Source organism: Prosthecobacter sp. (assembly GCF_044227185.1).
Lineage (GTDB): Bacteria > Verrucomicrobiota > Verrucomicrobiia > Verrucomicrobiales > Verrucomicrobiaceae > Prosthecobacter.
The window spans coordinates 115,109-127,004 of the sequence record NZ_JBGAFO010000012.1 but is presented as its reverse complement, the minus strand read 5'-3'; the positions used below and the strand labels follow the sequence as shown (position 1 = coordinate 127,004).

Sequence of the window (11,896 nt, the reverse complement as noted above, 5' to 3'; positions counted from 1 at the left end):
ATGAAGAAGCTGTCATCTCCGACGACTGGCTTTCGGCCCGGCGTCTGATGACCAGCCAGGCCCCCCTCCTCATTTCGGGCCGGGAGCAGTCACCGGATGATTCAGGAAGGTACGGACATGGGTCTTTTTGACTGGAGGATTGGTGACCTCCGGAGCAGGTGCGCTGGGTGCGGCTGCGCCGCCGCTGGAAGCAGCACCGCCCGTGCCGCCCTGCTGCGCCGGCACGCTGGGCTGGGACCGGCTGAAGATGCCCTTGATCTGGCTGATGCGCAGAGGCTTTTTCACCTTTGCGGGTGTCATGGGCGGTCCGGCCTGTGCCACGGAGGCGGCGGCCAGCAGAACGGCAAGCATCAGTTTCGTTTTCATGGTTGGATGGCTGGACTGGATTTGAATTTCGTTCGCGGAACAATCCTGCGGTGTCGGGAAGCAACGAAACGTGTTGGAGTTTCTTCCAGCTTCCGTGCTGCTGGATCATAAATCCAGTGGCATTCCTCGCAACTCCGGCCTTGGTGCCAGGCCTACCCAGACGTCATGACGCCGCTCCCGCTCGCCGACCGTTACGCACGTTTTCGCGACGCCGTCTTTTCCGGCGTGGCGGAGGCGCTGCCCGGCTTTGCCGAGCCCATGACAGAGATGGAACTGCAGAGCCTGTGGTTCGCGGGTGCCTTCGGTCACGAGTTCACCACCACGGACGACAAGGCCGTGCGCATCGCCGATTTTGGCGTGTGGAATTCCGGCGCTGGGCCCGACTTCACCGGCTGCGCCATCGTGATCGAGGGTCAGACGCTGCGTGGAGACATCGAGCTTGACCCCGATGCCCGCGACTGGGAACGGCATGCCCACGGTGCGAATGAAAACTTCAACCGCGTGGTGCTGCACCTGTTTTTGCACGCGCCGCAGGAACGTTTCTACACCCGCACCAGCCAGCACCACGCGGTGCCGCAGGTGCTGCTGCACGCCGGCATGCTGCCAGAGGGCATCAAACCCAAGCCTCACCTGGCCCAGGCGCGGCTGGGCCGCTGCGCCGCCCCTTTGCGCGAGATGGAGGCCGCACGCGTGCAGTCCATCATCGAATCCGCCGCGCAGCATCGCCTGGATCTGAAATCCAGGCGTCTGCATCGCAATGTGGCCGCGCAGGGGCGTGAGCAGGCCATCTACCAGGCCCTGGCACAAACACTGGGCTACCGCAAAAACCAGCAGCCCTTTGTCATCCTTTCCCAGCGGCTGCCGCTGAAGAAAATCATCCAAATGGACGCCGCAAAGCGCGAGGCCTGGCTCTTCGGCATCTCCGGTTTCCTCGAAGGCGTGCGCAGCGACGACACGGAGCCCGCCACCCGTTCCTACCTCCGCCAGCTCTGGAGCGAATGGTGGAAGCTGCGCGGCGGAGTGGAGCGCTGGCTGGACGACCGCCACCTCCTGCGCTGGAAGCTCAACGCCATCCGCCCCGGCAACCACCCGCAGCGCCGCCTCGGCGCGCTCGCCGCCATGCTGTGCTCCTGGCCGTCCATCATCACTCCCCTGGCAGATGCCACCCGCTGGAGCCAGGCCGCCTGGCGCGAGACGCTGCTGTCCCTCACGCACGACTTCTGGAGCACTCACTACACCCTGCTCGCGGAGGCGACGGCAAAACCCGTCGCCTTGATCGGCGAGACTCGCGTGCAGGAGATGCTGGCGAACGTCGCCTATCCGTTGCTGGTGCCGGAGCGCACGCGCCTGTGGGCCGAATACCTGGAGCTCCCCGCCCTGCTGGACAATCAGAAGGTGCGCCGTGCCGTGATGCGTCTGTTTGGCGATGACACACGCGGCCATGACTTCACCAAAAAGCTGCACCATCAGCAGGGCCTGCTGCAAATTTATGAGGACTTCTGCCTGGAAGACGACTCCGCCTGTGCCGACTGCCCCTTCCCGGAAAGATTGAAGGAGTGGAGTTGAACCCGACGTTTTGCCATCCCAGCCATGCGTCCCCTTCTCTTTCTCGCCCTGTCTTCATCGTTCGCTCTCGCAGAACTGCCTGATCCCGCCGTCATCACGGCGGCCATGAAGAAGGCCGTCACCTATGCTCACACGCATCTGGCCAGGGAGGGCGGCTACGCCTCCTCGTATGACAAGGAGGGCAAGATCGGCGAAGTGGAGCACGGCAAGTCCGCCACCCTCACCTCCATCCAGCCCCACGGCACCACCACCATGGGCCTGGCCATGCTGAAGGCCTACCAAGCCACGGGCGATGAGGTCTTTCTCACCGCCGCCAAGGACGCCGCCAAGTCGCTGATCAAATGCCAGCTCGCCACCGGCGGCTGGGACAGCGACTTTGATTTCGATCCTGAGAAGATCAAAAAGTACCATCTGCGCAGCGATCTCGAAGCCGGCGACAAAGACCCCGGCAAGCGCAAGAACTCCTCCACCCTCGACGACAACAAGACCGAGTCCGCGCTGCTCTTCCTGCTGGAGATGGTGCACGAGCCCGCCTGCAAAGACGATGCCGAATTGAAACGCTGCACCAAGTTTGCCTTCGATTCGCTGCTTGCCGCCCAGGCTCCGAACGGCGCATGGCCCCAGCAGTTCAGCGGCCCGGCGGACCCCACGGCGCCTGTGGTGAAAGCCAGCTATCCGGAGACCTGGAGCCGCACCTTCCCAGCCGTGAAGTACACCGGCTACTACACGCTCAATGACGACAACCTGCACCAGATCGCACGCGTGCTCTTCCGCGCCTACGATCTCGAAAAAGACGAGCGCTACCTCGCCTCATTGAAGAAGCTCGGCGAGTTCTTCCTGCTGGCGCAGATGCCCGAGCCGCAGCCCGTCTGGGCGCAGCAGTATGACCGCGACATGCACCCCACCTGGGCGCGCAAGTTTGAGCCCCCGTCCGTCACCGGCTACGAAAGCCTCGGCGCCATGGAGGTGCTGCATCAGCTCTGGGTCGTCACCGGAGATGACAAATACCTCCGCCCCATCCAGCCCGCCCTGTCATGGTTCGAGCGCTCCAAGCTGGCCGACGGCACCCATGCGCGCTTCTACGAGCTCCAGACCAACAAACCCCTCTTCTTCGTCAAGGACACCTACGTGCTGACCTATGACGACAGCAACATGCCCACCCATTACTCCTTCAAGACCAGCCAGCAGAGCAAGCTGGACGTCTTCAAACGGCAGCTCGCCAAAGGCCGCGAGGAACTGCAGCAAAACTTCGCCGGACCGCAGACGCCCAAGGAATGGGCCAGCCGCGCGAAAGGCGCCGCCTCCAAGGCCAAAAAAGCCGCCGAGTCCCTGGACAGCGAAGGCCGCTGGATCAAGGACGACCAGATTGACTGCGGCGAGTTCGTCAAAAACATGAATGCGATGACGAACTACCTCGAAGCCCGGAAGAAGAGCGGGGAGTAACCTCTCTCTTAACGTCTCGCCACTACAAACGAGCTCATCACCAGGCCGATGAGCACACCCGCTCCCGCGATCAGCCAGAAGTTGGTGGGTGTGTCGGCCACATCCGCCCGGACATACATGCTGAACAGGCCTGTCAGCGCCGTGAGCGGCAGGAACAGCGCCGCCATCACATTGAGGCGGTGCGAGGTGCTGGCCATGATCTGAGCGCTTTTCGCCTGCGCCTCGGCCTGCTTGGCCACGGTGAAGTTCAGCCCAAACTGAGCGTCCTGCAGCAGCAGCTCGGCGGTGCGTTCCACGCTCGCGGCCTGGTCGCGCAGATTGATGACATCTCGGTCCAGTTTCACAAACTCACGCGCCTGCTGCATGGCGCGGTGCATGCTGCGGCTGCTGCGCAGCACGGGGGCGATGGCCTCCAGCACCCGGTGGTACTCGGCGGCGGTCTGCGCCCCATGCTCCTCCTTGTCCAGCTCCTCCAGCCGCGCCGCGTAGGCCGCCAGATGGTTTTGCAGCGCCTGGCTGCCGCCATTTTCGGGGTTCGACTTCCAGGTCCCGTCCGGCTGCCGCCAGAACAAGGCGGGCCGCCGCTCCACGTCATGCGGACTGGGGAGCTGATGGAGGATGATGAGCAGATGCCCCTCCTCAAAGATCGCGCGCTGCGTCCCCGCCTCCCGCCCCACCCGGTTGCGAATCGCCTCAGGAATGGTGGCCCACAGTTTCGGAATGATTTGAATGTCTGGTTTCATGATTGGGAATGTATCGATCCCGCTGCCATGAGAGCAGAGACACAGGAGGCGGGCGATTGGAAAATCACCGGTGGTTTGTCAATGACTGGGGAATCACTTGGGAAATTCTTTCTGTCCCACAAATTTGACAATCTTGAGGACATCCCCCACTGTTCATCATGGCAGCGGGCGTCAATGTTCGATTCGCGGGGGAGCTTCAGGGCTTCATCCAGCAGCGTGTCCTCAAATCGGGACTCTACAGCTCGACCAGTGAGTACATTCGCGATCTCGTCCGTCGTGACTATGAGCAGGAGGAAAAACGCAAATGGGCCTGGCTCAGGAATGAACTGAGTGCGGGCGCCGAAGCGGATGAATCGGAATTTGTGACGCTGGATGCAGAGGATTTGATTGCCAAGGCCAGAAAGCGCAAAAAAGCCAATGCCCGCTAAAATTTACCCAGCCGCCCAGGAGCGCATTCTGGAGATCTGGGACTACACCGAGAAGAAATGGGGTGAAAAGCAGGCGGACACTTATGTTCGTGAACTGGTCGCAGAGATCGAGACTGTCTCAGGCCAGCGTCACCGCTGGAGGCCAGTATTGGATGCATCCCTGAAGGCCATCTATTTCTTCCGCCATCGTCACCATTACGTTTTCTTTCGCGAACTCTCCAAGAAGCGGCTCGGCGTCATCAGCGTGCTTCATGAGAAAATGGACATTCCGGCCCGTCTGCGGGAGGACGTTGAGCGCGAATGAAGAAGGCTCAACCGCAAATCTTGCCCGCATGCCAATCACGGCCTAGCTTCCGCGCTCATCCATCATGACCCACGCCGTCCTCAGCCTCCTCAGAGAAAGCCGTCACCCCATGCGCATCGATCTCATCGGCGTGGCCGGGTCAGGCATGAGCGGGCTGGCGCTGCTGCTGCTGGGCCTGGGGCACAAGGTCAGCGGTTCCGACAAGGCCACCACGCTGGAGACGGAGCGCCTGCAAAAGCTGGGGCTGCAGTTCTTCCACGGCCACACGGACAAGGAAGTGGAGGACTGCGACATGGTCATCTACTCCAGCGCGATCAAGCCCGGCAACGTGGCCTATGAAGCGGCCTACAAGCAGGGCATCCCGCTGATCCGCCGCGCTGAGGCGCTGGCCGCGGTGATGGCGAACAAGCAGGGTGTCGTCGTCTGCGGCACGCATGGGAAGACCACCACCTCCGCGCTCACCGCACACGTGCTGCGCCAGGGCGGCCTGAAGCCCAGCCACTACGTCGGCGCGGAGATTCCCATTTTGGGCTCAAATGCGCACTGGGACGCTGAAGGTGAATTGTTTGTGGCCGAGGGCGATGAAAGCGACGGCACACTGGTGAACTTCACCCCGGAGCACGCCATCGTGCTGAACATCGAGCCCGAGCATCTGGACTTCTACGACGGCATCGAAGCCATCAAGGCGGTGTTCCGCCAGGTGCTCAGCCAGACGCGCACGCACTGGGTGTACTGCGCCGAGGACCCCGTGGCCAGCGAAGTCTGCGCCGGGCCGCAGGGTGTCAGCTATGGCTGGAGTCGTGATCATGATTTCTCGGCAAACATCCTCTCGATGAAGCCTGATCACTCCGAGTTCGAGGTGTATCAAAAAGACCAGCTTCTTGGTACGGCCACGCTCGGCATCCCCGGCAGGCACAACGTCAGCAATGCCCTCGCCGCCATCGCGCTTGCCACCCGCTGCGGTGTGACATTTGAAGCCATTCAGCACGCGCTGCGCACCTTCCGCGGGGCCAAGCGCCGGTTTGAAATCCGCCACAGCGGCGAGCGTTTCACCGTGGTGGACGACTACGGCCACCATCCCAGCGAGATCGCCGCCACCCTGGCCACGGCGAAGGGCCTCAAAGCCAGGCGCATCGTCTGCCTGTTCCAGCCGCACCGCTACAGCCGCACGCAGCTCTTGAAGAAGGAATTCGGCGCCAGCTTTGGCGATGTGGACGAGCTCTTCGTCACCGACGTTTATCCCGCCAGCGAAAAGCCGCTGCCTGGTGTCAGTGGCGAGACCATCCTGGAAGAAGTGCGGCTGCAAAACAACCACACCAAGACCGGCAGCACGCCGACGATGCCCATCGCACGCGACAAAGTGGGCAATGCTCTGCGCCCCGGCGACCTTCTCATCACCCTGGGTGCCGGCAATGTGCACGAAGTCGGCCGCTGCATCGCCCGTGATCTGCCCGTGCTCGAAAAACTCTACGCCATTCTTGACGCGAATGGAGGCGGCGTGGCAAAGCTCTACGAGCCGATGAACCGCCACACCACCTGGCTCATCGGCGGCCCTGCACAGTATTGGATCGAGCCGCGCAACGAGGCGTCCTTTGCTGAAGTTGTGCGCTACCTGCGCTCCGCTTCGATTCCGATTCGCGTCATCGGCCGTGGTTCCAATCTTCTCGTCAAAGACGGGGGCATTCGCGGTGCGGTCATTCACACCAAGGGCGACTTTGAGAACGTCACGGTCAATGGCGACCTCATCACTGCTGGAGCCGGAGCACGGCTCAAAAAAATCGCCAGTGCCGCGCGCAATGCGGGCATTGGTGGATTTGAATGGATGGAAGGCATCCCGGGCAATCTCGGCGGCGCCATCCGCATGAACGCCGGCGCCATGGGCAGCGAGACCTTTGACCGCATCGTCAGCGTCCGCTTCATCGACACCGACGGCAGCATCAAGGAAAAGCCGCTTGCCGAGATCACCCACCACTACCGCAGCGTGCCCGAGTTTGAGGAGCGCTACGTCGTCTCCGCCGTCATGAAAGGCACGCCAGCCCCGCAGGCCGAGATCGATGCCAAGCTGGCCGCCTCGCACCAAAAACGCCGCACCACCCAGCCCGTGGGCGCCAGCGCCGGCTGCACCTTCAAGAATCCTGAAGTCTGCGGTGCGGGCAAGCTCATTGATGATCTGGCCCTCAAAGGCCGCGGCGTGGGCAAAGTCATCGTCAGCGACGTCCACGCCAACTTCATCGTCAATCAAGGCGGCGCCACCGCCCGCGAAGTCCTCGACCTCGTGGCCCAGATCAAAGACACGGCCATGCACGAACGCGGCGTGACCCTGGAGATGGAAGTGAAGGTCATCGGCGAGGACCAGCCGCTGCCGCTGTGACAGGCGTCTGACAACTCAGACGTATTTTTCAGTGTCCAACCCCGAAAAATCGGTGTTCAGTTTCCGCTTGCTCGTCTCCGCACGGCTTTCTTCGCATGCAGAAACTCGCTTTCATCCTCTTTCTCCTCGGCCTGTTCGTGACGGGACTGCTGGGCACGGAGACGCGCCTGCTGTTCTTCTGGCCGGGGTGTCTTCTGCTGGGCCTGGCCGGTCTGGTGGCGGTGCTGCGCTGGAAGCTGCGCGTGAGTTTTCAGCCCAGCGACGGGTGCCTGCTCTCCATGCTGGCCCTTGCGGGTTATGTCGGCTGGCGCGCGTGGGTTTCCCCCGTGGAAGTGTATGCGCGTGAAGACGGGGCCGTGCTGCTGGCCTGCTTTGTCGCCTACATGCTGACCGTGACGGCCATCAGCCAGTCCAAGTGGCGCCTGGGCATCCTCTGTGTGCTGCTGGTGCTGGTGGCTGGAAATCTGACCGCCGGGTGGCTGAATTTCAAAGGCCGCTGGGACTTTCATCTGGTAAAGGGCTTCGCGCGCTCATTCCCGCCCGGGCGCATCGGCGGGTTCTTCAACAATCCCAACCACCTCGCGGCCTTCCTCTCCTTCACCGCCTTCCTTTCCGCAGGCGTGATGCTTTTTGGGCGCATTCACATCGCCTCGCGGCTGCTGCTGGGTTTTGGCATCCTGAGCATGCTGGCTGGCGTGGCGCTCACCATGAGCCGCGCGGCCATGCTGGGGCTTGCCGTCGGCGGTGTCGTGTTTGTGCTGCTGACGCTCTGGGTCGTCTGGCGCACCAGGCGCGCGTTGTTTAAATGGCTCGTCATCGCCCTCCTGCTGGTGGGTGGTGGAGCGGGATTCGCTCTCTACAAAGCGAGTGAGGAGTCCATGGTCACCCGTCAGCTCACGACTCCGCTGGACAAAGACCTGCGCGTGCACATCTGGCGCGCCGCGCTGGCGCAGCATGCGGAGTCGCCCTGGACCGGCATGGGATCGCGCATGTTTTACGAAGGCGGCATCACCCACCGTGATCCAGAATCCTCCCCCCAGACGGGAGACGCGCTCTTTGCCCACAACGAATATCTGCAGACCCTCGCGGATTACGGCTGGGCGGGGCTCGCGCTGGTGGTGCTGGTCCTGCTCGCCCATCTGCTGAATGGCCTGCGTTTTATGCGCTGGTTTGCGGTGGAAAAATTTCCCGCCACCGGCCTGCTGGGCAGCAATGCGCTGGCGCTTACCCTCGGCGCCGTCGCCGCGCTGCTGGCCACGCTGGTGCAGGCGGTGTTTGAGTTTCAGGGGCACATTCCCATCACGGCGGTGGCCGGGGCCATCCTCCTCGGACTCCTCGCCAATCCGGGCATCGAGAGCGAGGTCTATAAACCCCGCCGCATCTGGGGGCTGCGTTTTCTGATGAAACTCGCCATGCTGGCCGCCTCCGCCGCTCTCATCGCCGGCACCGCCGTCTTTGGCACGGCGGATGGCCAGGCCGCCTATGCCCGGCTTCAAAACAGCGATGGCAAGACGGCGAAGGCCCTGGAGCATTTCGCGCAGGCCACGGCCATGGATCCCCGCAATGCCGTGCTGGCCTACCAGCATGGGGTGGCCCTGATGGACTCGATCAAGCCTGACATGACCAAGGACGCCTACCTCCGCACCGTGGACGCCTCCATGAAGGAGCTGACCCGCGCCACGACGCTGAATCCCCACAATTATCTCTATCAGCTCGCCCTGGCAGATGCCCTGGACGCCGCAGGCAAATACGACGCCGCATTTCAGGCCATCCAGCAGGCCCTGGCGCTCGCGCCGTTGTATGAGGAGCCGCGCATGGCCCTGGGCATGCACTACCATCGCCTCAGGCAGTATGAGCAGGCCGAATTTGCCTACCTCTGGGCCAGCCAGGCCAGGGCCATGAACCCCGAAGGCACCGTGAACTGGCTGGACAACTACCGCCAGCTCCTGCGCCAGACCGCCCTGGAGGCGGAGCAGGCCCGCGCCGCCCGCAGCCAGCCGCAGGGACGTTGAGGCGTGCAATTATTTGCCCTCGCGCCGAATTCCGCTACTGTGGCCGCCCCCATGGCTCTCGCAAAAATCACCCAAGTCGCCGGCACCGGCGTTTACGTCCCCGGTTCCGACATCGACACCGACCGCATCATCCCGGCACGCTTCATGAAATGCGTGACCTTTGACGGCCTCGGCGAATTCGCCTTCTACGACGTGCGTTTCGACAAGGACGGCAAGCCCACCGGCCATCCGCTGGACGATCCCCGCTTCAAGGGCGCCAACATCCTCCTCTCCGGCACGAACTTCGGCTGCGGCAGCTCCCGTGAGCACGCCCCCCAGGCTCTCTACCGCTTCGGCATCCGCGCCGTCATCGCCGAGAGCTTCGCGGAAATCTTCTTCGGCAACTGCACCACGCTGGGCATCCCCTGCGTCTGCGCCAGTGCTGCAGACATCAAGGTGCTGGCCAATGAGATCGAGCGCAATCCCAAGCTCGAAATCACCATCGATGTCACGGCTGGCAAAGTGCTCTTTGAAGACCAGGAATTCGGCATCACCCTGCCCGGCACCGCCCACGAGGCGCTGACCACCGGCAAGTGGGACCCCATCGCCGAGCTTCTGGAAAACAAGGATGCCGTGCATGCCCGCATCACCGCGCTGGGTTTTGCCTGAGTTCTCCCCTCACCTGCATCCCGCATGGCCGCCCCTGACACCGCCGCGACGGACAGCTCGTCGCTGATCACCCGTATTTCGTCGGCTCTGCGCCAGCCGGCCTCGCCGGACACGATCCACGTCATCGGCCATCGCAATCCCGACACAGATGCGATCTGCTCCGCCATCGGTTATGCGGCCTTTCTGCGCGACGTCCGCGGCATGAAGGCGGAGGCCGCCTGCTGCGGCGAGCTCAGCGTGCGCACCAACTGGGTGCTGCAGACCGCCGGTGTTCCCAACCCCCGGCTGCTGCTGGATGTACGGCCCATCGCCTCCACCATCTGCCGGCGCGACGTCTTCACCGCCAGCCCGCACCAGACCTTCCTCTCCGTCTATCGGATGATGATGGACCACAACTTCCGCAGCATCCCCATCGTCGATGATGAGGGCCGCCTGCTCGGCATGCCGGCCATCCAGGAGCTGGGCCAGCTCTTCCTCCCCGCGCAGACCAACGACAAGGCGGACGCAGCGAATCGTGGAGTCCGCAGCAGTCTGCTAAACATTGTCAACGCGCTCGACGGCATCGTGGGCGGTGCCGCGCCTGAACTGGAAACGATTCAAGACTTTGTGCTCGTGGTCGCTGCGTCCAGTCTGGAAACCACGCGCAAACGTGCCCAGCAGTTCCCGCCCAACCGCCTTGTCATGGTCACGGGCGACCGTCCGGAGATCCACGAGCTGGCGGTGGAGATGAACGCGCGCTGCCTCATCATCACCGGCAAATTCAAGGCCACCACCAGCATTCTCTCACGGGCGGCAGAAAGAGGGGTGGCCATCATCTATTCGCCCTACGACACCGCCAGCACCTCGCAGCTTCTGCGTTTCTCGCGTCCCATCGGCGAGGCGCTGAGCCACGAATTCCTCTCCTTTGGTTCACGCACGCCGCTGCGTGAGATCGTTCCGGCCGCGCAGCACTCCAGCCAGCCGCTCTTCCCGGTGGTGGATGAGGAAACCCAGAAGCTCCTCGGCGTCTTTTCCAAGTCCGACCTCATCGACCTTCCACGCATGAAGCTTGTGCTGGTGGACCACAATGAATTCGCCCAGGCCGTGGCCGGCGCGGATGAAGCCGAGATCATTGAGGTGATCGACCACCACCGTCTCAGCGGCAATCTGCGCACCAAGGAGCCCATCCGCTTCATCAACGAACCCGTGGGGAGCAGCTGCACCATCGTGGGCATCATGTACCGCATGCGCGGCGCCGCGCCGAACAAGGCCACCGCCATCTGCCTCTGCGCCGGCATCATCTCCGACACGCTGCACCTCACCAGTCCCACCACCACGAGCACGGACAAGGAAATCCTCGAATGGCTCAGCGGCATCGGCGGCATCGACAGCGCCCAGTTCGTCAAAGACTTCTTCGCCGCCGGCTCCATGCTGCGCGAGAACACCCCTGACCGCGCGCTGGAAAGCGACCGCAAGGTCTTCGAGGAAAACGGCTGGCACATCAGCATCTCCCAGATCGAAGAGCTCGGCCTCGACGAATTCTGGAAACGCGAAGCCGATCTCCAGGGCGCGCTGCAGTCACTTCTGACGAAGCATAATCTCCACTTCGCCTGCCTCATGGTCACCGACATCACCCGCCATCACAGCGTTCTGCTCGTGGCGGGAGACCAGCGCGTCATTGACGCCATCGACTACCCGCAGGCCAAGGAGCACGTCTATGACATGGCCGGCGTCGTGAGCCGCAAGAAGCAGCTCTTCCCGTATATGAGCCACGTGGTGACGAAGCTGGCGGCGCCGTGAGGTGAAGGCTGGCGGGAGCGGAATGTTCACCCCTCACCCGGCCTCTCCCCGAAGGCATCATTCCACAGTGCACGCCCTCGACGGGGAGAGGGGAAACGGATTGTGGCTCCGGCTAAATTTCAAAGGGATCCAACGCGAATCTCCCTCTCCCCGCCCCAGACTTCGCTGCTCCAAGATCACCTTCGGGGAGAGGGCTGGGGTGAGGGGACTTCAAAAAGCCTCCTTGACGCTCTCCA

Annotated in this window: 10 protein-coding genes; 8 read left to right on the top strand and 2 right to left on the bottom strand. The window is 62.9% G+C overall.

Annotated features, from left to right (window positions below):
• Positions 1 to 69: 69 nt before the first annotated feature.
• Positions 70 to 366, bottom strand: coding sequence for a hypothetical protein (locus ACILSQ_RS24940; protein WP_395746397.1), 297 nt, complete (start codon positions 364 to 366; stop codon positions 70 to 72).
• 165 nt (positions 367 to 531) lie between these two features.
• Here ACILSQ_RS24940 and ACILSQ_RS24935 point away from each other — a divergent pair, with 165 nt between their 5' ends.
• The gene (locus ACILSQ_RS24935) at positions 532 to 1,932 is read left to right on the top strand and encodes a DUF2851 family protein (protein WP_395746396.1); all 1,401 of its coding nucleotides are present in this window, start codon (positions 532 to 534) and stop codon (positions 1,930 to 1,932) included.
• 24 nt (positions 1,933 to 1,956) lie between these two features.
• The gene (locus ACILSQ_RS24930; protein WP_395746395.1) at positions 1,957 to 3,375 is read left to right on the top strand and encodes a pectate lyase; all 1,419 of its coding nucleotides are present in this window, start codon (positions 1,957 to 1,959) and stop codon (positions 3,373 to 3,375) included.
• 8 nt (positions 3,376 to 3,383) lie between these two features.
• Here ACILSQ_RS24930 and ACILSQ_RS24925 read toward each other — a convergent pair whose 3' ends face one another.
• A complete protein-coding gene (locus ACILSQ_RS24925; protein ID WP_395746394.1) occupies positions 3,384 to 4,118 on the bottom strand; it encodes a CorA family divalent cation transporter in 735 nt (244 codons plus the stop codon).
• Positions 4,119 to 4,276: 158 nt separating this feature from the next.
• Here ACILSQ_RS24925 and ACILSQ_RS24920 point away from each other — a divergent pair, with 158 nt between their 5' ends.
• From ACILSQ_RS24920 to ACILSQ_RS24895, 6 genes are all read left to right on the top strand, one after another.
• Positions 4,277 to 4,546 (top strand): type II toxin-antitoxin system ParD family antitoxin, encoded by a 270-nt coding sequence (locus ACILSQ_RS24920; RefSeq protein ID WP_395746393.1) that lies wholly within the window; start codon positions 4,277 to 4,279, stop codon positions 4,544 to 4,546.
• On the top strand, positions 4,536 to 4,850 hold the full coding sequence (locus ACILSQ_RS24915) for a type II toxin-antitoxin system RelE/ParE family toxin (protein WP_395746392.1): 315 nt from the start codon (positions 4,536 to 4,538) through the stop codon (positions 4,848 to 4,850). The genes ACILSQ_RS24920 and ACILSQ_RS24915 overlap by 11 nt, the downstream gene beginning before the upstream one ends.
• A gap of 64 nt (positions 4,851 to 4,914) precedes the next feature.
• Entirely contained in the window at positions 4,915 to 7,221 is a 2,307-nt protein-coding gene (gene murC, locus ACILSQ_RS24910; RefSeq protein ID WP_395746391.1) for a UDP-N-acetylmuramate--L-alanine ligase, read from the top strand.
• 95 nt (positions 7,222 to 7,316) lie between these two features.
• On the top strand, positions 7,317 to 9,233 hold the full coding sequence (locus tag ACILSQ_RS24905; protein WP_395746390.1) for an O-antigen ligase family protein: 1,917 nt from the start codon (positions 7,317 to 7,319) through the stop codon (positions 9,231 to 9,233).
• A 51-nt stretch (positions 9,234 to 9,284) separates the two neighbouring features.
• Positions 9,285 to 9,881, top strand: a complete 597-nt coding sequence (leuD, locus tag ACILSQ_RS24900) for a 3-isopropylmalate dehydratase small subunit (protein WP_395746389.1) — start codon at positions 9,285 to 9,287, stop codon at positions 9,879 to 9,881.
• 24 nt (positions 9,882 to 9,905) lie between these two features.
• On the top strand, positions 9,906 to 11,660 hold the full coding sequence (locus tag ACILSQ_RS24895; RefSeq protein WP_395746388.1) for a putative manganese-dependent inorganic diphosphatase: 1,755 nt from the start codon (positions 9,906 to 9,908) through the stop codon (positions 11,658 to 11,660).
• Positions 11,661 to 11,896: the final 236 nt, after the last annotated feature.

What these genes read in the sequence shown, in the direction of transcription:
- leuD (WP_395746389.1), top strand. Translation starts at nt 9,285, where the DNA reads ATGGCTCTCGCAAAAATCACCCAAGTCGCCGGCACCGGCGTTTACGTC.
- ACILSQ_RS24925 (WP_395746394.1), bottom strand. Translation starts at nt 4,118, where the DNA reads ATGAAACCAGACATTCAAATCATTCCGAAACTGTGGGCCACCATTCCT.
- ACILSQ_RS24895 (WP_395746388.1), top strand. Translation starts at nt 9,906, where the DNA reads ATGGCCGCCCCTGACACCGCCGCGACGGACAGCTCGTCGCTGATCACC.
- ACILSQ_RS24930 (WP_395746395.1), top strand. Translation starts at nt 1,957, where the DNA reads ATGCGTCCCCTTCTCTTTCTCGCCCTGTCTTCATCGTTCGCTCTCGCA.
- murC (WP_395746391.1), top strand. Translation starts at nt 4,915, where the DNA reads ATGACCCACGCCGTCCTCAGCCTCCTCAGAGAAAGCCGTCACCCCATG.
- ACILSQ_RS24940 (WP_395746397.1), bottom strand. Translation starts at nt 366, where the DNA reads ATGAAAACGAAACTGATGCTTGCCGTTCTGCTGGCCGCCGCCTCCGTG.
- ACILSQ_RS24935 (WP_395746396.1), top strand. Translation starts at nt 532, where the DNA reads ATGACGCCGCTCCCGCTCGCCGACCGTTACGCACGTTTTCGCGACGCC.
- ACILSQ_RS24905 (WP_395746390.1), top strand. Translation starts at nt 7,317, where the DNA reads ATGCAGAAACTCGCTTTCATCCTCTTTCTCCTCGGCCTGTTCGTGACG.
- ACILSQ_RS24920 (WP_395746393.1), top strand. Translation starts at nt 4,277, where the DNA reads ATGGCAGCGGGCGTCAATGTTCGATTCGCGGGGGAGCTTCAGGGCTTC.
- ACILSQ_RS24915 (WP_395746392.1), top strand. Translation starts at nt 4,536, where the DNA reads ATGCCCGCTAAAATTTACCCAGCCGCCCAGGAGCGCATTCTGGAGATC.